The sequence below is a fragment of the Streptomyces sp. NPDC037100 genome, from assembly GCF_055606225.1.
In genome coordinates this window covers 174,789-197,323 of sequence record NZ_JBVJSX010000008.1, presented here as the reverse complement: position 1 = coordinate 197,323, position 22,535 = coordinate 174,789, and the positions used below count along the sequence as shown (strand labels likewise).

Sequence of the window (22,535 nt, the reverse complement as noted above, 5' to 3'; positions counted from 1 at the left end):
CGTCGCGACTACAGCCACTGCCCTTCGAGGGCGGTCGCGGTGAGTCCCGGTGCCGCCGCGTACAGAACGGCGCGATGCCCCGCCTTCAGGTGCCCCGCGTCATGTGCCCGCCGCAGGATGTCGAACACCGCCGCGCCTCCGCGGTTGCCGCTGGTGTAGCTGTCCCGGCTGTAGTCCAGCAGCCCCGACGGCCACCCGTCGGGCATCGTCTGCTCCATGTACTCCAGAACGCGGGTCCCCCCGGGGTGCGCGAGCAGTACATCGGGGTGCCAGGAGTCGGGGTCGTCCTGGTACCTGGTGCGCAGCCACTCCCACATCGCGGTGACCGTCTCCTGTACGGCGCGCGGCCCACGCCGGTCCATCACGAAGTGGGTGCCGTCCGCGCGGGTCTCCAGACGGTGCAGGTCCTGGGTGCCGGGCAGGGTGTGGTGCCAGGCCGCGTCCAGCCGCACCACCGACTCGGGCCTCGGGCGGCCCGTGACCACCGCGGCGACCGCGGTGTCCGCGAACAGCAGCCGGACGATCAAGGACTCGAGTGTGTCGTCCCCGGGCTGGTAGGTCGTGCTCAGCGCCTCCGAGATGACGACCAGGACCACCCGGTCGGGGTCCGCGGCGACCAGTTCCGCCGCCAGTGCCAGGGAGCGCGTCCCCGCGATACACGCCCACTGTGTCGCCGGCAGCAGCATCGTGTCGCTGCGCAGCGACAGCCTGTTGGCCAGGGCGATGTCCAGGCCCGGCAGCGCCGGGGTGGTGGAGTGACTGGTGATCAGGCAGTCGACGTCCGCGGCATCCAGCCCGGCTGTCTGCAGGGCCCCGCGCGCCGCACGCTCCCCGTAGGACTGCACGGCCTCCCAGGCAGGCGCGGTGCGCTCCTGGACGGTCTGCGGGGCTGGTATGGACTCGAGGGCGGCGATCACGCGGTCCACGTCCTGCTGGGTGAACCCGTCGCGTGCCAGCGCCTTTTGGGCCGACCCGATGCCGAGAGCGTGCAGACCGCTGCCCTTGCCGGGCGCGACGGCGGTTTCCAGCGGCAGCATCCAGCCGCGGGTCTCGATGCCCGTACTGGCGGCGATGCCGTCGATCCGCGGCGCCCACGCCGCATGCGGGTGCCGGTCGCTCACCTCCGCCACGATCTGGCTGGTCTTCACGGCGTGCTCGCCGTGTATCACGGCTGGCGGGCAGAGGTAAGCGGCCATGATGGGGCACCTTCCGAGGGGGAGAACGTCACGCGTGCTGTGTCATGGGTCACTTTGAACTTCGTGCCCAAGGGGATGGCGATGAGCCCCACTTCGGGAGTCAACGTCCGATTCGAGCATGGACGCCAATTGGACATTTCCGCTGTGATGCAGACAACTTAGGCTGACTTTGGGGGGTGTGACACGGCGCACACGGCCGGAGTGGAAGGCGAGCTGCCGTTCTCGCGACGGGACGCACTGCGGCTTGCAGCGTAAGTGGCGTGGAAGCGGGGGTCGTTCGATCAGGCGGTGGCCGGGATCCGCTCCTTGCCCTTGACCGTGGCTGCCTGGACGTCGCCGAGTGGTTCAGGTGGGCTGAGCTGAGCCCTATGTCCTTCGGGGAAGCGCGAGCCGGACCCGCTTGTAGGGCGCTGCGGTGACCGGGGCGCGGCTGGAGGTCACCGCAGCCGAGGCAGAGGGAGCCCGGCTCCATCGAGCGGATGGGCGCGCGTGCGCGGCGTGCTGCCCGCCCCGCCACGCCGCCTTCGAGACAGAGGCGACCCTTCCGTCGCGATGAGCGGCAGCCCGCACCTGCCGCACCCGAACGGGTGGTTCCCGCACTCCGACAGCGTAGGAGGACGCCTCGTACCCGGCGGCGGAAGCGAGTCGGCCGGAAGCTCCATGGTGCGTGCCGCCCGTCCTTCCGCCCCGCCAGGACCTCGTCTCCTCACTCATCCGCGTACTGCCTCACGGCCCGGGAGCCCACCATGTTCCGCACGAACCCTCCCCGCGTGAGCGTGATCATCCCCGCGTACAACGCGATGCCGGAACTGACGAAGTGCGTCATGTCCGTCATGGAGCAGACGCTCGGTACGGACCACATCGAGATCATCGCGGTCGACGACGGCTCGACCGACGGCACCGGAGCCGAACTCGACCGCCTCGCAGAGACCTGCTCCCGCGTGCGCGTCGTTCACCAGCCCAACAGCGGAGGAGCCGGAGGCCCGCGCAACACCGGCCTGGACATGGCCGGCGGTGACTACGTCTTCTTCCTCGACTCCGACGACTACCTCGGCCCGGACGCCCTGCGCCGCATGGTCGCGATGGCGGACGAGAACCGCACCGACGTGGTCCTCGGCAAGATGGTGTCGGTCGGCGGACGAGCCGTACCGACGGCCGTCTTCTCCCACAACCAGCCCCGCACGGACGTCTTCTCCTCCGCCGCCTACCGCACCCTGGGGTGCTGGAAGCTGTTCAGACGCTCGCTGATCGAACGACTGGACCTGAGGTTCCCGCCCTACCGCAACTGCGAGGACAAGCCGTTCACCGCCGCGGCCTACCTCAACGCCGACGGCATCTCCGTCGTCGCCGACTACGACTGCTACTACTCCCGCAACCGTCAGAACGGCAACAACCTCACCCTCACCGCCGCCGACCTCGTGCACCGCATGGACGGCACCCGGCTCTGCTTCGAAACGGTCGCCCGTTACCTGGCCCCCGGACCGCGCCGGGACCGGATCATGCGCCGCCACGTGGAGTGGGAGCTGTGCGGCCCGCTGCGTGCTCTGCTGCCCCGCGAGGACGAACGGCGGGCAAGGGAGTACTTCTACCCGCAGTTCCGGCACTGGGCACGGAGCTACGTGACCGACGGCGTCTTCCAGTCGCTCGCCCCGCCGGACCGGCTGATCGTCCACCTTCTGCGCGCGGACCGCTACGAGGACCTCATGTCCGTGGCTCGGCATGCCAAGGAGGACGCGGCGCGCGGCAACGTCGTGGACAAGGGCCGCGTCTACTGGTCCCACCCGTTCTTCCGCGACCCCGTGAAGGCGGTCCCGGACGCCTGCTTCGACGTCACGGACCGCATCCCGGTCCACCACGAACTGACCGAAGCGGCCTGGACCGCCGGCGGCGACGTGCTCCGACTCGCCGGCCATGCCCGCATCGAGTCGCTGGGCCCCCTCCAGCCCACCACCCAGCTGATCCTGCGCCCGAACGGCTTCCGGCACCCGGACATCCGCGTGTCCGCGACCGTCGGCTCCGCTCCGCACCCCGGCATCGACTCGACGGCAGGCTTCACCGCCGACGTGGACCTGGGCGCCGTGGACGCGGGCGCCCCGCTCGGTGAGGGCTTGTGGGACATCTACCTGGACGTGCGCGCCCAGGGAGTCAGCCGGACCGTCAGGCTCCGACGGACCTCGACGGACGCCGGCGGACGATGGGCCGCTGCGACCCAGCGCGAGTTGACCACCGACTCGCCCTCCGGGCGCGAGACCTCCACCGCCTGCCCCGTCTTCACCCCTCACGGCAACTTCTCCCTGCGTGTCCGGCGAACGGCCGGGTGGACGCCGTGGGTGACGCAAGCCGCCTGGGACGCCTCCGACCGCGCCACACTCATCGTCAGCGGTCATCTGACGGACGGAGCCCGACGCCATACCGCCCCCACCGTGCTGCGCGCCGAAGCGGACTCGGGCGCCGTACGGGAGGTACCCCTGCTCTACGCACAGGACGGGAGTCACTCCTTCACCGCCCGCATGCCGGTCAGGAACTTGCGACCGGGGCGGTGGACGCTGACCATCCGCACGGACGACCCGAGGAGTTGCATCCCCGTCCCGGTCACGAAGGGGCTTTCCGGCACCCGTTGGTACCGCGCCTCCCGGCTCGGCCGCCCCTACTGCGCCAAGCCGCTGCGGAACGGCTCAGCTCTGGTGCTGCGCGTGGCGCCGGTCAGGCTGGCGGCGGCCCTTCGGCGCCGGCTCGGCTGACGCCGCGGCACGCGCGCTCGAGCCCGGCCGCGGGCACGGTCCCACGGGTTCCACTCAGTCGACGGGAATGCCCAGCCGCAGCGAGACGGAGCTCAACGCTGAGCCCAACGGGAGAGAAACCCTGGTGAGGGCGAGGTGATCGCCGCGCGTCTGATCGCGGTTGACGATCAGTACCGGCTTCCCGGCCAGAGCCGCCTGGCGGACGAAACGAAGTCCGGACATCACGGTCAGCGAGGAGCCCAGGACCAGCAGCGAGGCCGCCGCACGGACCAACTCGCGGCAGTGCTCGACTCGCTGCGGCGGAACAGATTCGCCGAAGAACACGACGTCCGGTTTGAGGATGCCGCCGCATGTCGTGCAGGGAACCACACGGAAGCCTGCGACCTGGTCGTCCGTGAGATCGGCGTCCCCGTCGGGGTTGATTCCCGCGGCCACGGGCTCGAACCCCGGATTGGCCTCCTCGAGCCGCACGGCGAGTTCGCGGCGCGGACTGCGGGCGCCGCAGGAAAGGCAGACGACCCGGGCCAGGCTTCCGTGCAGTTCCACGACGTCCTCGCTGCCGGCGGCCTGGTGCAGGCCGTCCACGTTCTGGGTGACGACACCCGAGAGGAGGCCGTGCCGTCCGAAGGCCGCCACGGCCCGGTGCCCGGCATTGGGGCGGGCTCCGCCGAAGATGCGCCAGCCGAGGTGGCTGCGTGCCCAGTACCGGCGCCGGGCCTGGGCGGCGGCGGTGAAGTCCTGGTAGGTCATCGGAGTGTGCCGGCTCAGGCTCCCTCCCTCGCCCCGGTAGTCGGGGATGCCCGATTCCGTGGAGATGCCCGCGCCGCTGAGTACCAGCACTCCGCCGCTGCGCAGCGCATCGACGACCGGCTCGGGATCCGTGCTGCCCGGCGGCAGGTCCTCGGCAGGGGTCCAGCTCAACGTGGGACGCATGCGCATGCCGTCAGGGTACGGAACAGCAACCCGACAAAGCGTTCACTGTCATTTCATTGCAACGGCATGGATGGGTCCGTTGCATTAATGGCCATGGTTGTTGCAATGATGCCACCTCTCTGAACTGCGGATATAGCGGATGTGTGCAACGTAGCCATTGCGATAATTATGAATGCAACGTAGCGTTTCCATCGTTGAAAACAGCGTGCCCCGCCTCCCGGCCCGGCACCGCCTCACTCGAACAGGAGCAGGACATGACGAAGAACAAGAAGAACACCACGTCCCCGGACCAGAAGCACTGGGCCGGGATGGTGCCGGTCGAGGACACTGCCCTGGCCGTCACCGACACGGGCGGCCCCGGCCTCCCCGTGGTCTACCTCAACGGCCAGTTCGCCACCCAGGGGTACTGGCGGCGCACCATCGCCGAACTGGGGACACAGTGGCGGCACATCACCTACGACGAGCGGGCTCGCGGCAAATCGAAGCGCTCGGCGGACTACTCCTTCGAGGCGGCCGTCCGGGATGTCGACGCCGTCCTCGCGGCCCGGGGCGTCGACCGGGCCCTCGTGGTGGGCTGGTCCTACGGAGCGGTCGTCGCGGCGCACTGGGCCGGCCGCAACCCGGAGCGCGCCGTGGGCGCGATCCTGGTCGACGGCGCGTTCCCCCACGACTGGCTCGACGAGGCCATGGAACAGCGGATCCGGAAGCTGTTTCGGCGGATGGGATGGTTCATGCCCCTGCTGCGCCCCACGGGTCTGACCCCGCGGATGACTCCCGACGAGCAGGCGAACAGCAACATCGAGCTCGGCAAGCTCTCCCGCGAGCGTGAGTTGGGACCCGTGCTCGACGGCATCACCGTCCCGGTGCGGTACGTCGTCGCTTCGGGGAGGTCGTTCGGAAGCCGCGGCGACGAGCAGGAGCGGATCCGCGCGAGCCTCGACGCGGTGACAGCGCGCCGTTCGAACGTCCGCAGCGTGAAGGTCGACAGCAACCACGGCGCGATCCTGAGGAAGGACTTCCCGGCCGTCGCCGACGCCGTTCGCGAGGTGGCCGCCCTGGACCGTTCCCGCTCTCGCTGAGTCACCCGGCAACCCGGTTCCCATCAAGGCCGACAGAGCCGATATCAGAAGGAGACGTTTGGCCGGGCCGAATTGGCGTACCCGATGACTTAACAGAATCCTTATACGACGAAGCGGAGACGCACCATGGGCATCATTGCTTGGATCATCATCGGGCTCCTCGCCGGTGCCATCGCCAAGGCCCTGATGCCGGGCAAGGACCCCGGCGGCATCATCATCACGATGCTCATCGGTATTGTGGGCGGTCTGCTCGGCGGCTGGCTCGGCAAGGTCATCTTCGGCGTGGACTCCATCGACGGGTTCTTCGACCTCTCCACGTGGATCGCCGCCGTCGTCGGCTCCCTCATCCTGCTCGCCCTTTACCGCCTCGTCACCGGCAACCGGCGCTCGCATCGGCACGCCTGACCCGCAGAAGGCAAACGCCACCGAACACATGCTGATGGCTCCTCCCTCGTGAAAGGGAGGAGCCATCAGCCTGTGGTCAGGTGTTCGCCGCCCCGTACCTCACAACTCCCTCTCGCGGAAGCAGACATCCGATCGAGCGCTCCTTCGGCATCCCCGCACATCCACTGCGGACCACACGCTCAGCAGGAGCTCCGCCACACCCCGAGTTCCGGTTTCTTCCGCATCGACGACAACCCCAGTCGGCGGGACTCGGCACAGAAAGCACTCCGCGGCTCCGCGTACTCCACGTGGAACACCGCCTTGCCCGCCGCGATGAACGGGGAGAGTTCGCCGCACTCGTCATACTGGGCGCACTCCTCGTTGACCGCGAAGTCGAAATCGCCCACCAGCTGCGGAATTTGGGGGAGGTCGTTCTTCAGCCCCACCGACATCCCCCGCTCGTGCGCGAGGGCCGCGATCATCCGGTTGTACCTGAGCTGGTCGCGTGCGGTCAGCGGAAAGCCGGTGTCATTTCCGTAGCCCTCCACCAGATCGGGTTCCACCGCGTCGAAGCCCTTGTCGCGGCACATGTCGAAGCGGCGTTCCATGATCGGTCGCAGCACGGCCAGCTGCCGGATGTCCAGCCACCGCTCGCCCGACCACCCGTTGGGCTTGCCGAGCACCCAGCGCGGGAAAGTGTCCCGGTCCGGCCGGAAGTCCTCCCACGCGCCGACGTTGACATAACAGATGACCTTCCTTCCCGCGCGGTGCAGCCGTGCCACGTCCGCCGCGGAGTTCTCGAAGCCGTCGATGTCGTAGACGGGCACGTCGGCCGACGCGTCGACCCTGCCGTCGAGTTGCCACTGCCAGGCGAGGCCCGGACGGGGCTTCCACACGACCCGGGTGGGTGGCGCCGTACGGTGCCCGTCGGCGGGCCGCTCGGCGCTGCCGGAACAACCCGTCAGCGCCGCGGCCGTCACAGCGGTCAGCAGAGCCGCGCACCACACTGCCGGCCTGCTCATCGCCCCGCCCCGGTGAGCGCGGGTGTCAACTGGACCCAGGGGTTGGGCGGTTCACCCGTCACAGGACCACAGACCGCCGCTCCGCGCTCGTGCGCGGTCCGCACGGCGAGGGGAACGAGGGCCTCGGGCACGCCGTAGACGAGGTGGCACAGCCGCTCGGGTGGATGTCGTGCGGCCCATGCCGGCCGGCTGAAGGCCGAGACGTACGTCGACCAGTGGCCCTCGAAGGTGACGGTCAGGTCGGCGAGGCGGGCGTACCCCTGAGCCGGATGGACCCCGGGGTTGAGGACGACCGTCCCCGCACCCAGCCTGCGCACCGCCCGCACCAGCCCGCGGCAGGCCGCAAGTCCGTCTGCCGTCGCCGTCACCCGGTCCAGGAAACAGCCGTCCGCCGCGTACCACTCCCGGTGCCGGCGCACGTCCTCGGCGACGTCCGCGGGTTCGCGCACCCCGTAGTCGGTGTCGACGTAGCCCAGCAGACGAGTCCCAGCGGCCCGCAGCGCACCCGCCGCCGCGGTGAACGCCGGGTCGGGCACTTCGCCCGGCCCGCTCGCCGGATTGAGAACGACACCGTAGGTGTGCGCCGCGGCGGTGATCAGCCGGTGCCAGGCACCCGGGTCCTCGGCCGGATGGACGTACAGCGGAATCAGCAGGCTCACGGCGTGCGGCCTCCTTCCCACAGGGCGGTCAGCGCGTCGTCGAGGGAGTGCGCCGGACGCCAGCCGAGGGCCTGCTCGGCGGCGGTGATGTCGGAACACTGCCACGACACCTGCGCCGAGCGGGCCGAGCCCGCCGTGCTCGCCGCGCCTTCCTCGATCCGGCCCCGGAAGCCGGCCAGGCCGGCCAGACGCCGGACCAGGTCGCGCACCGGGACGGCCCCGCCCCCGCCGATGTTCAGCACGGGTGGCAACGGCCCCGGAGCGGTGGCCGCGAGCACCGCCGCCCGCGCCACGTCGCGTACGTCGACGAAGTCCCGATGGGCGGAAAGGTCGCCGAGCCGCAGCACCGCCTCGGGGCCGGAGTCCGCCTCGCGCAGCAGCGCGGCGATCCGGCCGGGCAGTCCGGTGGGGGGAGCGCCCGGCCCGACCGGATTGCCCACCCTCAGCACCACCGCGTCCAGGCCCGAGGCGGTCACCGCGACCGTGCCGGCGAGCTTGGTCGCACCGTAAGGCCCGACCGGGCGGGTCGGCGCCGACTCCGTCACCGGGACGCCGGGCGTGCCCGGGCCGTACTCGGCGGCCGAGCCCAGGTGCACCAGGCGGGCCGCGGGCGCCGCCTCGCGCAGGGCGGCGCACAGCACCGCGGGACCGCGGGTGTTGACTTCGGCGAGGGCGACGGCGTCACCGCCGGTCGCGCCCGCGCAGTTGACGACGGTGTCGGGCGCGGCCGACGCGAGCGCCTTCGCCAGCCGCTCCGGACGGACACGGGCCAGATCGACGTCGAAGCCGGCGGCAGGCGACCGGCCACCGCCGATCACCAGCGCGCCCGGCAGAGCGCGCAGCCGCTCGGCGACATGAGCGCCGAGATAGCCGGTGAAGCCCAGGACGAGAATGCGCATGACGTGCTCAGGCTCCCTTGAGCAGCAGCGACTTGCGGGTGGTGAACTCGGCGTTGGCCCGGTCGTAGTCGTCCGGGCGTCCGATGTCCAGCCAGTACCCGTCGAAGTCGTAGGCGTGAGGTTGGTTGTCGGTCTTCAGCAGATCGAGTACCAACTCGTCGAAACCGAGCGGGAGTCCGGCCGTGTAGCCGTCCAGGGTGCTGCGGGACAGGCCGTAGACGCCCATGGAGACGCGGTAGTCCATGCTCGGCTTCTCGGTGAACGCGACGACCTTGCTGGAGTCGGTGGTCAGCACCCCGAAGTCGATGTGCACCGTGCGGGCGTACGTGGCGATGGTCAGCGGGGCCCCGGACGCGCGGTGCCGGCGCAGGACGTCGGCGTAGTCGAGGTCGGTGAGGACGTCGCCGTTCATCACCAGGAAGGTCTCGGGCAGCCGGTGGCGCAGGTTGAGCAGCGGTCCCATGGTGCCCAGCGGGCTGTCCTCGGTGGCGTAGTCGACGGTCAGGCCCCACTGGGACCCGTCGCCGACGTAGGCGCGGATGATCTCGCCGAGGTGGCCGATGGCGATGGTGCAGCTGGTGAAGCCGGCCGTGGACAGCTGGCGCAGCACGATCTCCAGGATGGCGTGCTGGTCGCCGATGGGCACGAGCGGCTTGGGCAGCGCGGTGGTGTACGGCCGCAGCCGGACGCCCTTGCCTCCCGCCAGGATCACTGCGTGCATGGGGCTCCTCCTTCGTGAACGCTTCGTGGACGTGCGCAGACGTGACGGACGAGATCCGCTGTGTGGTGGTGTCAGATGTTGTAGATGCCGGTCTTGTACCGGACGAGGTTGGCGGGGTCGCGGAAGAACTCGACGGTGGACGCGAGGCCTTCCTCCAGGGTGTGCGCCGGCTGCCAGCCGGTGGCCGCGCCGAGCCGGCTCGCGTCCGCGACCAGCCGCATCACCTCGGAGTTGGCGGGGCGGATGCGGGCGGTGTCCTCGCGGACGTCGAGGGCGGTGTCCATCACCTTGCCGATCAGCGCGACCAGGTCGCCCACCGAGATCTCCCCGCCGGTTCCGGCGTTGAAGGTACGGCCCACGACCCGCTCGGCGGGTGCGGTACCGACGGCGAGGAAGGCCTGCGCGGTGTCCTTGACGAAGGTGAAGTCCCGGGTGGGGCGCAGGTCGCCGAGGGTGATCGTGCGTTCTCCCGCCGCGACCTGTCCGATGACGGTGGGGATGACCGCGCGCATCGACTGGCGGGGCCCGAAGGTGTTGAAGGGCCGCAGCGTGACGACCGGGGTGTCGAAACTGGCGTGGTAGCTGTCGGCCAGCCGGTCTCCGCCCGCCTTCGAAGCGGCGTACGGGGACTGGGTGTTGATGGGGTGTTCCTCGGTGATGGGCACGGTCTGCGCGGTGCCGTACGTCTCGCTCGTGGAGGTGTGCACCAGCCGGGGCGTACCGAGGGCGCGCACGGCTTCCAGCACGTTGAGGGTACCGGTGACGTTGGTGTCCACGTAGCTGTGCGGGGCCTGGTACGAGTACGGGATCGCGATCAGGGCGGCCAGGTGGTAGGCGGTGTCGGCGCCCTCGAGGAGGCCGCGGACGGAGCCGGGGTCCCGGACGTCCCCGAGGACGATCTCCACCTGGTCCAGGACGTCCGGGTGGAGGGTCTCCAGCCAGCCGTAGGAGGAGAAGGAGTTGTACTGGGCCATGGCCCGGACCCGGTGTCCGGAGGCGACCAGCGCCTCGGTGAGGTGTGAGCCGATGAAGCCCTCGGCTCCCGTGACGGCGGCGAGCGGTGCGGAGGTCAACTGCGGTGTCCTTCCGATGGGTGGTCAGGTGAGCGTGGAGCGTCAGACGTGCTTGGCGCGGGGCTCAGGCGTGTGGTGCGGGCCGGCCGAGCAGCCACAGCGCGCACGCCGACAGACACAGGGCTGCGGCGCCGCAGCCGAACGGCAGGGCCAGGGCGGCGCCCGGTGGCAGATCGAACACGACCACCGCTCCGGCCCCGCCGGCTGCCGTCAGGCAGATCCCGGCCGACGACCAGGCCGCCCCGAACGCCTGGAGCAGCAGCGCGGTCCACAGGACGGCGGCGAGCAGCAGCAGGGCGACCGGGTCGGCGCCGGTGAGCAGGGCCGCGGGCAGCAGCGGTGCGAGATAGGCCAGCAGGCAGAGGCCGAGGATGCCGGCCGAACGCAGCAGGAACGAGGCAGGCGTGGCGGTGGCGCGCAGCGCGGCGACCGACAGTCCGCGGTAGCGGTACAGCAGCCACTCCGCCGGTCCCATGCTCAGCGTCAGCACGATCACCGCGTACGGCTCCTCACGCCCCTCCAGCAGCACCAGCACCCCGGCGGCCAGCCCGAACAGGCCGTACGGCAGGGACCACAGCAGACGCGGCCGGGTCGCGCCGGCGGCGGCCGGGACGGCGAGGGCGCCCCGCAGGACCCAGCCGGTGACGGCGAGGGTGGCGAGCAGCGCCAGCAGGGGCAGCCCGGCCCGGACCACGGTGCCGGGCTCCCACCACGGCAGGACGGCCGCACCCGCGAGAAGCGGGCTGAGCGCTGCCAGAAGCAGCCGCTCCCGGCCCAGCACCAGCAGGACACCGGCGGCCGCCAGATACGCGGACTGCGCGGCAGCCATCAGGGTCACCGGTCCGCCGCCCGCGGACAGCGCGGCGACCGCCGTGGCCACCGCCGCCCCCACGGGCGCGCCGGCCAGGAGGGTACGGCCCGCCTCCCGGCGTCCGGCCGCCAACCGCAGGTGTGCGCGGTGTCCGAGTGCCTGCCCCCACGCCCACGAGAGGAGTCCGGCCACGATCAGGGCGGGGGCGTACCCGGCTGCGTCCCACAGGGGCGCGGTCAGCAGGTAGGCGAGCCCCGGAAGGGCGAACAGTACGCCCCGCAGCAGACAGCGCACGGTGTCGGGGCGCCAGGGATCGGCCGCCGGGGCGGGTTCGGGGAAGGTGCGCGGCACCCGCTCGTACAGGGCGGAGGCGAGGGAGAACAGGTTCGGGTGACCGTAGCGTTCGTTGATCAGGGAGGCGGACAGTCCCTCCGCCTCCAGCAGCGCGGCAACCTCGTAGGGGTGAACGGCGGGCCCTATGCGGTCGGCGAGTTCGGCGGCGAGCTCACTGACCGCCTGCTCGTCGGGCCCGGTGCGGGGGAGCCGGATGGCGAGCGTGGCGTCGTCCAGGGCCCACCGTGGCCGACGGCGCGGCGGGCGGGTGCCGGCCAGCCGGATGGCCAGCGTGTCCTGTTCGGAGCCCCCGGGTTCGAGGGATATCGGGCCGCTCACAGGGCGAGGCTTCCGGTGCCGTGGACGGCCGGGGCGGAGATCCTGACCGGGGCGGTCATGGCCGTCGCCTCCTGTTCGGGGTGGGCCAGTTCCTGATAGACGGACCGAAACGTGTCAATGGTCTGCCGGAGGGTGAACTGCTCGATGACCCGTAGCCGCGCCGCCTCACCCATGGCCCTGCGCCGCGCGGCGTCGCCCAGCAGCTCCAGCGTGGCCGTGGCCATCGCCTGCGGGTCGCGCGGAGGCACCACGAGCCCGGTGCCCCCGACGGCTTCGCGTACCCCGCCCACATCGGTGGAGACGGTCGCCCGGCCGCACGACATGGCCTCGATCAGGGTGAAGGGGAAGCCTTCGCTGATGCTGGAGAGCATCACGACGTTCCCGGCGGCGTAGGCGTCCTTGATGTCGTCGACGCGTCCTTCGAAGGTGACGGCGTCGGCGTGTCCGAGTTCGGCGGCCAGGGCCTCGCAGCGTTCGCGGTAGGACTCTCCGCCCCGTGGTGTCCCGCCGAACAACCGCAGCCGTGCGTGCGGGAGTTCGGCGCGGACCAGGGCGAAGGCCCGGATGAGGGTCTCCAGGTCCTTGATGGGGTCGACGCGGCCCGCCCAGCTGAGGGTGGGGGTGTCAGGCTCGGGCCCGGCCGCCGGGAACGCGGCCGGGTCCACGCCGTTGTAGACGGTACGGATCGACTCCGGGGCGGCGCCGCCCTCCTCCTCCCACAGCCGGTTGTAACGGTTGCCGGGCGTGATCAGGGCGGCCCGGCGGTAGCTCTCGTGGGCGAGCAGCCGGAAGAACCCGAGGATCACGGCCTTCACCGGCCAGCGGTAGGGCGCGGTGCGGTAGCCGAGGTAGCGCTCCCGCAGGTAGACCCCGTGTTCGGTCAACAGCAGGGGGACGCCGTGGCGTTCGAGGGCGGCGAGGCCGGGCAGGACGGCGACCCCGCCGCTGACCGCGTGCGCGACCCCGGTCTCGGGAGCCGGGGCGGCCAGCGGGCGCAGGGCGTGCTCCAGCAGGGCGGTCGCGGTGAGCGCGTCGTGCAGGGTCGGCTGCGCCTCGCGCACGGCGAGACCGGGACGGGTCCACAGCGCGGTGAGGATCGCGATCGCGCGGTCGCCGCGCAGGAAGGGGCTCAGCGTCCCGTCCGACGCGGCCCGTGCCAGCGTGTACAGCGCGGGCGCGAACCCGTCCTCGGCGCGCGGATCGAGCAACGCGGTCAGGAACCGTTCGTAGGCGGCGGCGAGTCGGTTGCGGGACCTGCCCCGGGGCGGGCGTCCCTCGGGCGGGGCGCCCCACATGGGGACGGACAGCACGCCGGCGACGTGCGCGGGCAGGTCCCATACGACCGGCTCACGTCCGGTTCCGGTGACGGCGATGACGTCGAAGGCGAGGTCGGGCATGCCCTGGACGAGCTGGTCGCACCAGACGCTGACACCTCCGTGGCTGTGCGGGTAGGTGCCTTCGGTGAGCAGGGTGACGCGCGTTGCTCCGGTGTGTCGCGCGCCCTGGGGAACGGGCATCGATGTGCTCCACGGCCGAGGAGTGGGGTGGTTCGGGCCGGTCCTGGCCGCTACGGTGCGGCCAGGACCTTCGGTCGGTCTGGGATGGATGCGCCGTTCAGCCGTCTGCGGTGTGACCCACGGGGTCGGTGACGCCCGCGGGGACACGGGTTCGCGGTGCGGTGCCGGTGGCCGGGGCGGGCTCGGCTCCGGCGTCGGCGGCCGACGCTGTGGCGGACGCCGGCAGGGTGAGGGCGAGCGGCGTACCCGTGGCGGGCGTCCATCCGGACACGGCCCCGGCGTACGCCTCGCCGAACTCGGCCCCGGCGAGCGTGGTGCCGGTGGGCAGGGTCGCGGTGACCGTCAGCCCGTTCGGCGCGTCGACGGTCACCGTGGTGCCGATGCGGTAGGCCGTGATCTCCCCGGCCCGGACTGCGGCCTGCCAGTCGGCCCGGCGCCTCAGTTCGACGCCGATGTCCTGCATCCGCGGGTTCACCACGGGCGTGTTCTCGGCGAACAGTGCCTTGTAGCCGTCCAGGACGCCGTCGAGCACGGGGTAGGCGATGCGGTCCTCGGCCAGGTTCGACTGGTGGATGAAGTGCGGCTTGGGGTCGTTGGCCAGGACGTGCCCGAGGGCGATCCGGGTCTCCAGCGGGACGATGTGGTCGGCGTAGCCGGTGGCGGGGGCCAGCGGCGCCGGCAGACAGGTGGTGGTGGCCGGGTTGTCCTCGCAGATGCCGCTGCCGCCCTGGGCGCGGCTGGTGTAGATCCAGTTGTACTCGTCGACCTGCTCGGGCGCCCGGCCGGCGTTGTAGAAGACGTTCATCGGGTAGCGGGGCACGGTCGTGGCCGGACCGACCCGACGCTGGGCGGGCTCACGGGAGTTGTCGGAGCCGAGCCAGGCGATGTCGTTGTCGTCGAGGGCGAGCGCCAGGTTGGGGTTGTCCTCGGGCTGCTGCGGCAGCACCTTCATGCCCGAGTGTTCGCCGGTGACCAACTCGTCCTTCACCAGCGGCAGTCCGGCTCTCTCGCCCCAGACACGGTTGGTGGCGATCTCGTCGGAGATGTCGTTGCGGCTCATCCAGCGGGTGCTGCCGTCGGCGTTGGTCGCGCACTTCCACGGCACCACGGTGGTGTCCTGCACACAGCCGAGGAACGGGTGCGAGTAGGTGTGGTTGATCCAGCGGAACTCGCCCCGCCGTGCGATCAGCCGGTCGGCGAGAGCGTCGGCACCGTTGTTGTCCTCGCGGTGGTCGGCGCTGCCGGCGCCGTTGTAGGCGAAGTCGAGGGTGAAGTTCTTGTCGTTCTGCCAGTCGACGGCGTGATCGACGTCGGCGGGCGTCATCCGGATCGGGTCGGGCGTCGCGTCGGGGTCCTCACAGTCGACGTCGCCCGGGGTGCAGTTGAGCTGGCTGTTCCAGCGGTCGTCGGCGGCGAACACGTCGTCCACGTGGACGGAGAAGTAGTTCCGTGAGGCGCCCAGGTGCACCCCGCCGGTCATCCACTCCACGATGCCGCGGGCCAGAAGCCGGAACTGCTGCTGGTACTGGTTGTAGACGAAGGTGACGACCAGCTCGCGCCGCCCGTCGTGCCGGTACTCGCCCACCAGCGTGCCCTTGGCCGTCTGCCCGGGGATCGCCGCCTCGACGTACGGGGTGAAGTCGGCCCCCACCACCGGCTTGGACAGGTAGGCGTAACTCTCTCCGATGGCCGGGTCGTTGTCCTCGAAGGGCACCGCCCCGTCGAGGTAGCCGAAGGGGCCGGATCTGCCGGCGGCGGTCACCTCCGCGCGCTTGCCGTCCATGCTGCCGGAGTAGCCCCCGTGGACCGGGTACTGCAGACCGGCTTCGGGACGCGCGTAGGTGTAGGCGTCGACCTGGGGAACGTCGTACTTCTGCTCGTACGCCGCGAGTGCCGCCATCTCGGCGGAGCCGGCCGGGAACGGGTTGTCGTTGGGCAGCACCACGGCCTGGAACTTGGCGCGCGGCCTGCCGTCGACGGTGTCCGCGAGGAAGCCGGCGTCGATCACGGCCCGGCCGGCCTGTGTGAGGTCGATCCGGGTGTACGGCGTTCCGGCCGCCGCCAGTTCGGCGGCTATCGCATCGGTCGACGGGCCGCCGTCGCTCACCACCAGCACCCGCAGGTCGATGCGGGGCGTGGTGTCGGCGTGCGCCGCACCGGCCGGCAGGCCCAGCGCGGCGATGACCGCACTCACCGTGAGCACGGTGGTACGAAAGGTCCGCTTCATGCGGTGAGGTCCCCTCCCCGGGCAGGGGTGAGCACGGCTCCTGTGGAGCGGACACCCCCTTGCGCGCCGCCGGCGTCCCCCTCAGAAGCCAGTTCGTCACGCATCCGTTCGCGTCACATAGTGATGTCTGTGTGGAGATTTCGCGGTCACGTTGCGGAACATGACGGAAAAGCGCAGGTGTCGAACGGAGTGGTTCCGGAAGCGAATCGAGCCGTTCCGTGCTGCCGGGTGAGGCCGGACCTGATGGGCGCGAGGGCCCGGCGTGCTGGTCCGGGCCTCGTGTGGAGCACCGGCGGGCCGGTGGGACCCGCCGGTCGGAGTGCCAGTGGTCCAGACCGGCACAGGCGCCCGGACGGGGAACTTTCAGGTCACGGCCGCCTGCTCCCCGGACGGAGCGTCAGGAGCAGAGCACTCGGGTCACGGGCGTGTAGACCGGCCCTCCGCTGACGTTCGTGGAGTCGCTGAACTCGGCGTAGAAGTACGAGTAGAAGCCGATGTTGCCGTTGCAACCGGAGTCGGCGGCGACGTCCAGGGTCAGGGTGACCGTGCGGCTCTGACCGGGCGGGATGGTGGCGCCGTAGTTGCCGCCGAGGTTGGCCGGGCCGGTGCCGGAGCAGGGGGCGGGGCCGCTCGTGGTGGTCAGGCTGCACCCGGAGAAGCTGTACTTGAGGTCGGGGCGCTGCGTGGTCAGCCATGTCGGCTCGATCGTCTGGTACACGAACCAGACGTCGTAGGTGTTGTTGTTGGTGAGGGTCATCGACAGCTTGACCGAGCCGCCGGGCGTGGTGGTGGCGCTGTCGGTGGTGAAGGTCAGCTCCGCCGGCGCGGCCGCCGCACTCGCGCTGGGGGCCAGGCCGAACACGGCGAGGGCGAGGGCGAGGACGGCGCCGAGGCCGAAACGTCTCATCAGGGGTGATCGCATGGCCTGGGAGGCTAGGCAGGGGCCGGGCACACCGTCTGCCCCCTCGGGAAGGTGCGGCTCGCCACTCGGCCGGAAGTGTTCATGACGTGGGGGAGTCGTGTGGAAAACATGAAGACGTGACGGACCTTGCGCTGTCCCAGGCAGTCGGTGCTTGCCGGGGCGGCTGTGCGGGCCGGACGCGGCGGGTGGCTCTCCCGGCGCGAGGAGATGACATTGGCGCATATCGGATCCACCGGGATGCTCTCTCTCCCGGGCTCGCCCTGAGATTCTCGGCCACAGGCCGGTTTCCGGCCTGCGCGCCGCCGGCGAAGTCCGTCAGGACGCTCCGAGGCCGCGCAGCAGTGTGTCGACCACGACGTCCGCCGCCTGTGCGGGGCTCAGGTCGGGCATCTGCCGGGACACGAGGCGCATGAGCTGGGGCAGCAGAGCGCTCGCCCACCCCTGGAGGAGGCCGGGGCGCAGGAGCCCCTCGTCCGTTGCGCGTTCGAGAAAGGCGTCGACCTCGCGCACACTGGCGTCCCGACGGGCGCGGACGCTGTCATCGGCGAGCATACGGGCGAGGTCGACCGGCCAGGTGCGGTTGACGGCGATGATGTGCTCGACATAGCGGTGCAAGGCGACGGTGACCGGGGCCTCGTGCAGCCGGGCGTCCGCGATGGCGTGCTCGACGGCCGCGAGGCGGGACGCGTAGATCGCGGCCAGGAGCTCGTCCCGGGAGGCGAAGTGCCGGTAGACGGTGCGCCGGTCCACGCCCGCCTCGGTGGCGATGTTCGCGATGCTCGCGCCCGGGTCCGCGGCGAGCATGCGCGCTCCGGTCGTCAGAACTGCTTAGAGATTGCGTGCTGCGTCAGCTCTCACGCACCGAGTCCAGGCCGTTCCTCGTGGAGCCTGAGGTGCTTAACGCCTCTCTCATGTGTATCTCGATCCCTCTACTGCCACATGGATGCGTCAGGTCAGGCCCATGAGGCGCGGGAGGAGCCGGCCGTGACAGCCAGGCTCGTCACCTGCCAAGATGGTGATTGCATCGAGTGTGGACGAATACGGGCAAGAAAGGTGATGCGCCATGAGTGATGTCGAGGAGAGGGCGCTGCTGGCGGGTGGCTGCTTCTGGGGCATGCAGGAGCTGATCCGGTCGCTTCCCGGAGTGATCCGCACCCGGGTCGGCTACAGCGGCGACAACGACAAGCCCCACGCCACCTATCGTGATCACGGCAGGCACGCGGAGTCGATCGAGATCGTGTTCGACCCGACCGCCACCGACTACCGCGCGATCCTGGAGTTCTTCTTTCAGATCCACGACCCGACCACCCGGAACCGGCAGGGCAACGACATCGGTGAGAGCTACCGGTCCGCCATCTTCTACCTCGACGACGAGCAGCAGCGCGTCGCGCTGGACACCATCGCCGATGTCGAGGCGTCCGGCCTGTGGCCGGGCCCGGTGGTGACCGAGGTCGTGCCGGCCGGCGCGTTCTGGGAGGCCGAGCCCGAGCACCAGGACTACCTCCAGCGCTACCCGGAGGGGTACACCTGCCACTTCCCGCGCCCGAACTGGCGGCTGCCCAGGCGCGGTTGATCCTGCACATCCGGCGTGGCCGGGAAGGGCGACGCCCTTCCCGGCCACGCGTCGTTTATGGCGCATGCATGTGGCTTTGCTCCATGCAAGTGCTCCATTGAAATGACAGATAACAACGGTGGGCGGCGCCGGTGCTCCCGCTCTCCCGAAGGGCGAACAGGGCGTGATCACGTACGACCGGCTGTTCATCGGAGGGGCCTGGGTGGAGCCCGGCAGTCCGGAGCCCCTCGCCGTCGGCTCGCCCCGCGATCGGTCGGACGGTCGGCTTCGACGGCCCGTTCAGCGGCTTCAAGGCCAGCGGTATCGGGCGCGAGTACGGCGCGGTGGGCCTCGGGACGTACACCGAGTACAGGACCATCACGGTCTGACCCACTCACAGGAACTGCGTCACCGTCTTGGTCGGTGACGCATGGAAGGGCATGCTGTTGTTCGTCCGAGGCGGCAGGGTGATCCCGAAGGGGAGATCGGTCATGGACGGGGAACCGACGAGGGACACCGCATCAGCGGCACGACAGGCCCGGTACGGCAAGCTGCCCGAGCCCATCCGCTTCGCCGACATGGCCGAAGAGGTGGAGGTCGCGCCGGGTGGTGGGGTGAACGCCTACCCCCCCCGAGGGCTCGTGGAAGTACTACTCGTGTCTCGCGCTCGACCTGGGCCTGTAGGTCCGGGCCCAGCCCGGTGTCTGCAGGGAGTTGTCGCGGGACGCGCCGCTCATCAAAACCCGGCGCACCGGCTGAGACACGGGCGCCTACAGTGCCGCCCGGCTGCCGTGACGGTCCGGAGCATCACCTGAGCACTGCGGTCCGGAGCATCACCTGAGCACTGCGGTCGCCTCCTGGAAGTAGCACCTCTGCGAGGCATCACCGCTTCAGGCGGTGCCGACCCAGCACAGCGCGATCGCCCCCGCTCGCCGCCCAGTCCTCGCGCCTCACTCATGATCCGGTTCCGGGCGCAGCTCCCGGCCCTGCCATGACGAAGAGGCCGCCGGTCAGGGGGAGGGGCTGCGGGAGGTGGCCCGGCGTTCCGTCGACCGACGAGTCGCTTACGGGCTTGAGGTCACCGGCGATCAGTTTGAGCAGCGTGCTCTTGCCGGCACCGTTCGGGGCGACCAGGCCGGTACGGCCGGACGCGAGGCTGAAGAACAGGTCGTCGAATCTCACCCGGAGGTGTCGTCGTCACCCACCACGTCTGTGACTCCTCGATACAAGGTCGACGTCACTCGCGGCGTGACAACCGCTGCGCCGGAAACGGACAGGTTGCAGCGGGGCCCGAAAAAGCACGAAGGCAAGGAGATCTCTCCTTGCCTCTCCCAAGTTATAGCGCACCGGGGGGCTTGCGGCAAGGCCCGGATTCTGACGCAGAATCATCGACCGAAGCCACTACCTGCGGAAACGGGGACACGAGGTGCGTGTGTCGGAGATTGGGACGTGCTCGACCAGGGGTTCGGCAGAGCAGGAGGTATCGCGATGACCGAGCGGTACGTGCTGGATCTCCACGACGTCGACGAGACACATGGCGCGGTCGTCGGCGGCAAGGGTGCCCACCTGGGCGCGCTTGCGCGGATCGAGGGCATCAGTGTGCCGGACGGCTTCTGCGTCACGACGGACGCCTTCCGGCGAATCATGGCGCAATCGCCGGCGATCGAGGGTCTGCTGGACCAGCTGGCGCGCTCGAACCCGGATGATCGGGAGGCGATCGGCACTCTCAGCGCGCAGATCCGCCGGACCATCGAAGAGATCGCCGTCCCGGACGATCTCGCGGCAGAGATCAACCGGGCCGTCGCCCGACTCGGTGAGCAAGTCGCCTGCGCTGTCCGATCCAGCGCGACGGCCGAGGACCTGCCGACGGCCTCCTTCGCCGGCCAGCAGGACACGTACCTCAACGTCGTGGGGCCGACGGCGGTTCTCCGGCATGTCAGCCGGTGCTGGGCCTCGCTCTTCACCGAGCGGGCCGTGACCTACCGTCACCGAAACGGCATCGACCACCGCGTGGTCGACATGGCCGTGGTCGTGCAGCGGATGGTCTTCCCCCATGCGTCCGGCATCCTGTTCACGGCCGACCCCGTCACGGGCAACCGGAAGGTCGCCACCGTGGACGCGGGCTTCGGGCTCGGCGAGGCCCTGGTCTCCGGCCTGGTGAACCCGGACGTCTACAAGGTGCGCCACGGCGAGGTCGTCGAGCGGGCGATCGCCGCCAAACAGCGTGCGGTGCACGCTCTGCCGGACGGCGGCACGCAGCAGGTGACGGTCGACGCCCAGCGGCAGCGGCAGCCGGCGTTGACGGATGCGCAGGTCGTGCAGCTCGTGCGGCTCGGGCAGCGGATCGAGGAGCACTTCGGCCGCCCGCAGGACATCGAATGGTGCCTCGTCGACGACGGCTTCCAGTTGGTTCAGAGCCGGCCGATCACGACGCTCTTCCCCATCCCCGAGACCGACGATCAGGACAACCACGTCTACGTCTCCGTCGGCCATCAGCAGATGATGACCGACCCCATGAAGCCCCTGGGGCTCTCCGTGTGGAAGCTGACGGCCATGGCCCGGATGACCGACGCCGGCGGCAGGCTGTTCGTCGACGCCACCAGGGCCCTGTCCTCGGCCGCGAGCCGGGCCGGTCTTCTGGACCTCGTGGGGAGGGGCGATCCTCTGACCAGGGACGCGCTGGAAACCGTCCTCGACCGCGCCGACTTCGTCCCCTCGCTCCCGGACCCGGACCCGGACCCGGCTCCCGGCGGACCCCGGGCCGGTGGCGCGGCCACCCCGATCGAGACCGATCCGGCCGTCGTCGCCGGGCTGATCGAGCGCAGCCAGGCGTCGATCGCCGCCCTGCGGCGCGACATCGGTACGAAGACCGGACCTGCCCTCTTCGACTTCCTGCGGGAGGCCTTCGAGGAGCACAAGCGAGTGCTCAGCAATCCGCTGAGCATCCAGGCGATCATGGCAGGGATGGAGGCCACGTGGTGGCTCAACGACAAGCTCCGCGAATGGCTGGGGGAGAAGAACGCGGCTGACACCCTCACGTTGTCCGCCCCCGACAACGTCACGTCCGAGATGGGACTGGCGCTGCTCGACGTCGCGGACGCGATCCGCCCCCATGCGCAGGTCGTCGCGTTCCTGCAGAACGCCGGAGACGACAGCTTCCTGGAAGAGTTGCCGAAGCTGGCGGGCGGCACCGAAGCGCGCGACGCCATCGAGGCCTACCTCGACCGGTACGGCATGCGCTGTGCCGGAGAGATCGACATCACGAGGCCCCGTTGGCGCGAGCGCCCCGGCATCCTCGTGCCCGCGATCCTCGACAACGTCAGGAACTTCGAACCGGGCGCCGCTCGACGGCGCTTCGAGCAGGGCAGGCAGGAGGCGTGGAGGAAGGAACAGGACGTACTCTCACGCCTGCGTGCCCTGCCCGAGGGGGAGAGCAAAGCCGACGAGACCAAGCGGATGATCGACCGGGTCCGAACCTTCATCGGGTACCGCGAGTACCCGAAGTACGACATCGTCAGCCGCTACTTCGTCTACAAGCAAGCCCTGCTGGAGGAAGCCGACCGTCTCGTGCAGGCCGAGGTGCTCGCCGACCAGGAGGACATCTTCTACCTCACGTTCCGGGAACTCCACGACGTCGTCCGTTCGAACCACGTGGACGACCGGCTCATCCGGCAGCGCAAGGAAGCCTTCCGGACGTACCAGGCGCTCACACCGCCCCGGGTCCTCACATCGGAAGGCGAGACCGTCAACGGGGCGTACCGGCGCGACGACGTGCCGGCCGGTGCCCTGGTCGGCCTGCCGGTTTCCGGAGGGACCATCGAGGGGCGGGCCCGTGTCATCCTCGACATGGCGCAAGCCGATCTCGAGGCGGGCGACATCCTGGTCACGGCCTTCACGGACCCCAGTTGGTCACCCCTGTTCGTCGGGATCGCGGGCCTGGTGACGGAGGTGGGCGGCCTGATGACCCATGGCGCGGTGATCGCACGCGAGTACGGCTTGCCGGCTGTCGTGGGCGTGGACCAGGCCACCCGGCTGATCCGGGACGGACAGCGGATCCGGGTACACGGAAGCGACGGCTACGTCGAGATCTTGTCCTGACAGCACCACCGAACAGCGCGAGCCGCTGC

17 protein-coding genes and 3 pseudogenes are annotated in these 22,535 nt (G+C 70.4%); 7 read left to right on the top strand and 13 right to left on the bottom strand.

Going from position 1 to position 22,535, the window contains the following annotated elements:
* Positions 1–8: 8 nt before the first annotated feature.
* The gene (locus ACZ7EG_RS25895; protein ID WP_471083407.1) at positions 9–1,196 is read right to left on the bottom strand and encodes a beta-ketoacyl-[acyl-carrier-protein] synthase family protein; all 1,188 of its coding nucleotides are present in this window, start codon (positions 1,194–1,196) and stop codon (positions 9–11) included.
* A 770-nt stretch (positions 1,197–1,966) separates the two neighbouring features.
* Between ACZ7EG_RS25895 and ACZ7EG_RS25890 the strand changes: the two genes are divergently transcribed.
* Entirely contained in the window at positions 1,967–3,937 is a 1,971-nt protein-coding gene (locus tag ACZ7EG_RS25890) for a glycosyltransferase family 2 protein (protein ID WP_471083404.1), read from the top strand.
* A gap of 54 nt (positions 3,938–3,991) precedes the next feature.
* Here the strand turns inward: ACZ7EG_RS25890 and ACZ7EG_RS25885 are convergent, their stop codons facing one another.
* Complete coding sequence (locus tag ACZ7EG_RS25885; RefSeq protein WP_471083402.1) at positions 3,992–4,876, bottom strand: NAD-dependent protein deacetylase; 885 nt, start codon at positions 4,874–4,876, stop codon at positions 3,992–3,994.
* A gap of 248 nt (positions 4,877–5,124) precedes the next feature.
* Between ACZ7EG_RS25885 and ACZ7EG_RS25880 the strand changes: the two genes are divergently transcribed.
* Positions 5,125–5,949 carry an alpha/beta fold hydrolase gene (locus tag ACZ7EG_RS25880; RefSeq protein WP_471083399.1) on the top strand — a complete coding sequence of 275 codons (825 nt, stop codon included), beginning with the start codon at positions 5,125–5,127 and terminating at the stop codon, positions 5,947–5,949.
* 126 nt (positions 5,950–6,075) lie between these two features.
* Positions 6,076–6,354: a GlsB/YeaQ/YmgE family stress response membrane protein gene (locus ACZ7EG_RS25875; RefSeq protein WP_351642333.1), complete on the top strand. Its 279-nt coding sequence runs from the start codon at positions 6,076–6,078 to the stop codon at positions 6,352–6,354.
* Positions 6,355–6,533: 179 nt separating this feature from the next.
* Here ACZ7EG_RS25875 and ACZ7EG_RS25870 read toward each other — a convergent pair whose 3' ends face one another.
* The 10 genes from ACZ7EG_RS25870 to ACZ7EG_RS25825 all read right to left on the bottom strand — a co-directional run bounded on the left by ACZ7EG_RS25870 (position 6,534) and on the right by ACZ7EG_RS25825 (position 17,660).
* Positions 6,534–7,355: an endo alpha-1,4 polygalactosaminidase gene (locus tag ACZ7EG_RS25870; RefSeq protein ID WP_471083395.1), complete on the bottom strand. Its 822-nt coding sequence runs from the start codon at positions 7,353–7,355 to the stop codon at positions 6,534–6,536.
* Positions 7,352–8,014, bottom strand: coding sequence for a spherulation-specific family 4 protein (locus ACZ7EG_RS25865; protein WP_471083392.1), 663 nt, complete (start codon positions 8,012–8,014; stop codon positions 7,352–7,354). Before ACZ7EG_RS25865 ends, ACZ7EG_RS25870 begins: the two co-directional genes overlap by 4 nt.
* Positions 8,011–8,913: an NAD-dependent epimerase/dehydratase family protein gene (locus tag ACZ7EG_RS25860; RefSeq protein ID WP_471083389.1), complete on the bottom strand. Its 903-nt coding sequence runs from the start codon at positions 8,911–8,913 to the stop codon at positions 8,011–8,013. The genes ACZ7EG_RS25865 and ACZ7EG_RS25860 overlap by 4 nt, the downstream gene beginning before the upstream one ends.
* Before the next feature lie 7 nt (positions 8,914–8,920).
* Positions 8,921–9,634 (bottom strand): nucleotidyltransferase family protein, encoded by a 714-nt coding sequence (locus ACZ7EG_RS25855; protein ID WP_471083386.1) that lies wholly within the window; start codon positions 9,632–9,634, stop codon positions 8,921–8,923.
* 71 nt (positions 9,635–9,705) lie between these two features.
* Entirely contained in the window at positions 9,706–10,707 is a 1,002-nt protein-coding gene (locus ACZ7EG_RS25850; protein ID WP_471083383.1) for a GDP-mannose 4,6-dehydratase, read from the bottom strand.
* 64 nt (positions 10,708–10,771) lie between these two features.
* Complete coding sequence (locus ACZ7EG_RS25845) at positions 10,772–12,190, bottom strand: hypothetical protein (RefSeq protein WP_471083380.1); 1,419 nt, start codon at positions 12,188–12,190, stop codon at positions 10,772–10,774.
* On the bottom strand, positions 12,187–13,707 hold the full coding sequence (gene pelF / locus ACZ7EG_RS25840) for a GT4 family glycosyltransferase PelF (protein ID WP_471083377.1): 1,521 nt from the start codon (positions 13,705–13,707) through the stop codon (positions 12,187–12,189). Before pelF ends, ACZ7EG_RS25845 begins: the two co-directional genes overlap by 4 nt.
* Positions 13,708–13,804: 97 nt before the next feature.
* Positions 13,805–15,934, bottom strand: a complete 2,130-nt coding sequence (locus tag ACZ7EG_RS25835) for a hypothetical protein (protein WP_471083374.1) — start codon at positions 15,932–15,934, stop codon at positions 13,805–13,807.
* 397 nt (positions 15,935–16,331) lie between these two features.
* Positions 16,332–16,856 (bottom strand): hypothetical protein, encoded by a 525-nt coding sequence (locus ACZ7EG_RS25830; protein ID WP_471083371.1) that lies wholly within the window; start codon positions 16,854–16,856, stop codon positions 16,332–16,334.
* Between the two features lie 315 nt (positions 16,857–17,171).
* The gene (locus tag ACZ7EG_RS25825; RefSeq protein WP_471083368.1) at positions 17,172–17,660 is read right to left on the bottom strand and encodes a TetR/AcrR family transcriptional regulator; all 489 of its coding nucleotides are present in this window, start codon (positions 17,658–17,660) and stop codon (positions 17,172–17,174) included.
* Between the two features lie 259 nt (positions 17,661–17,919).
* On the opposite strand from ACZ7EG_RS25825, the gene msrA reads away from it, so the two are divergent.
* The 3 genes and pseudogenes from msrA (at position 17,920) to ACZ7EG_RS25810 (ending at position 19,092) form a co-directional block, all read left to right on the top strand.
* Positions 17,920–18,429 (top strand): peptide-methionine (S)-S-oxide reductase MsrA, encoded by a 510-nt coding sequence (msrA, locus tag ACZ7EG_RS25820; RefSeq protein WP_471083365.1) that lies wholly within the window; start codon positions 17,920–17,922, stop codon positions 18,427–18,429.
* A gap of 251 nt (positions 18,430–18,680) precedes the next feature.
* Positions 18,681–18,797: pseudogene (locus tag ACZ7EG_RS25815) on the top strand (aldehyde dehydrogenase family protein); the annotation flags it as partial.
* Between the two features lie 102 nt (positions 18,798–18,899).
* Positions 18,900–19,092 (top strand): annotated as a pseudogene (locus ACZ7EG_RS25810) (hypothetical protein).
* A 309-nt stretch (positions 19,093–19,401) separates the two neighbouring features.
* Here ACZ7EG_RS25810 and ACZ7EG_RS25805 read toward each other — a convergent pair.
* A pseudogene (locus ACZ7EG_RS25805) lies at positions 19,402–19,584 on the bottom strand (ATP-binding cassette domain-containing protein); the annotation flags it as partial.
* Positions 19,585–19,896: 312 nt separating this feature from the next.
* Here ACZ7EG_RS25805 and rph point away from each other — a divergent pair.
* Positions 19,897–22,506, top strand: coding sequence for a rifamycin-inactivating phosphotransferase (gene rph / locus ACZ7EG_RS25800; RefSeq protein WP_471083958.1), 2,610 nt, complete (start codon positions 19,897–19,899; stop codon positions 22,504–22,506).
* The last annotated feature ends 29 nt before the right edge of the window (positions 22,507–22,535 follow it).

Excerpts from the sequence above, each read along its gene's own strand:
- ACZ7EG_RS25880 (WP_471083399.1), top strand. The coding sequence starts at position 5,125 with ATGACGAAGAACAAGAAGAACACCACGTCCCCGGACCAGAAGCACTGG.
- ACZ7EG_RS25895 (WP_471083407.1), bottom strand. The coding sequence starts at position 1,196 with ATGGCCGCTTACCTCTGCCCGCCAGCCGTGATACACGGCGAGCACGCC.
- ACZ7EG_RS25835 (WP_471083374.1), bottom strand. The coding sequence starts at position 15,934 with ATGAAGCGGACCTTTCGTACCACCGTGCTCACGGTGAGTGCGGTCATC.
- ACZ7EG_RS25875 (WP_351642333.1), top strand. The coding sequence starts at position 6,076 with ATGGGCATCATTGCTTGGATCATCATCGGGCTCCTCGCCGGTGCCATC.
- msrA (WP_471083365.1), top strand. The coding sequence starts at position 17,920 with ATGAGTGATGTCGAGGAGAGGGCGCTGCTGGCGGGTGGCTGCTTCTGG.
- ACZ7EG_RS25870 (WP_471083395.1), bottom strand. The coding sequence starts at position 7,355 with ATGAGCAGGCCGGCAGTGTGGTGCGCGGCTCTGCTGACCGCTGTGACG.
- ACZ7EG_RS25855 (WP_471083386.1), bottom strand. The coding sequence starts at position 9,634 with ATGCACGCAGTGATCCTGGCGGGAGGCAAGGGCGTCCGGCTGCGGCCG.
- ACZ7EG_RS25825 (WP_471083368.1), bottom strand. The coding sequence starts at position 17,660 with ATGCTCGCCGCGGACCCGGGCGCGAGCATCGCGAACATCGCCACCGAG.
- pelF (WP_471083377.1), bottom strand. The coding sequence starts at position 13,707 with ATGCCCGTTCCCCAGGGCGCGCGACACACCGGAGCAACGCGCGTCACC.
- ACZ7EG_RS25885 (WP_471083402.1), bottom strand. The coding sequence starts at position 4,876 with ATGCGCATGCGTCCCACGTTGAGCTGGACCCCTGCCGAGGACCTGCCG.
- ACZ7EG_RS25860 (WP_471083389.1), bottom strand. The coding sequence starts at position 8,913 with ATGCGCATTCTCGTCCTGGGCTTCACCGGCTATCTCGGCGCTCATGTC.
- ACZ7EG_RS25830 (WP_471083371.1), bottom strand. The coding sequence starts at position 16,856 with ATGCGATCACCCCTGATGAGACGTTTCGGCCTCGGCGCCGTCCTCGCC.
- rph (WP_471083958.1), top strand. The coding sequence starts at position 19,897 with ATGACCGAGCGGTACGTGCTGGATCTCCACGACGTCGACGAGACACAT.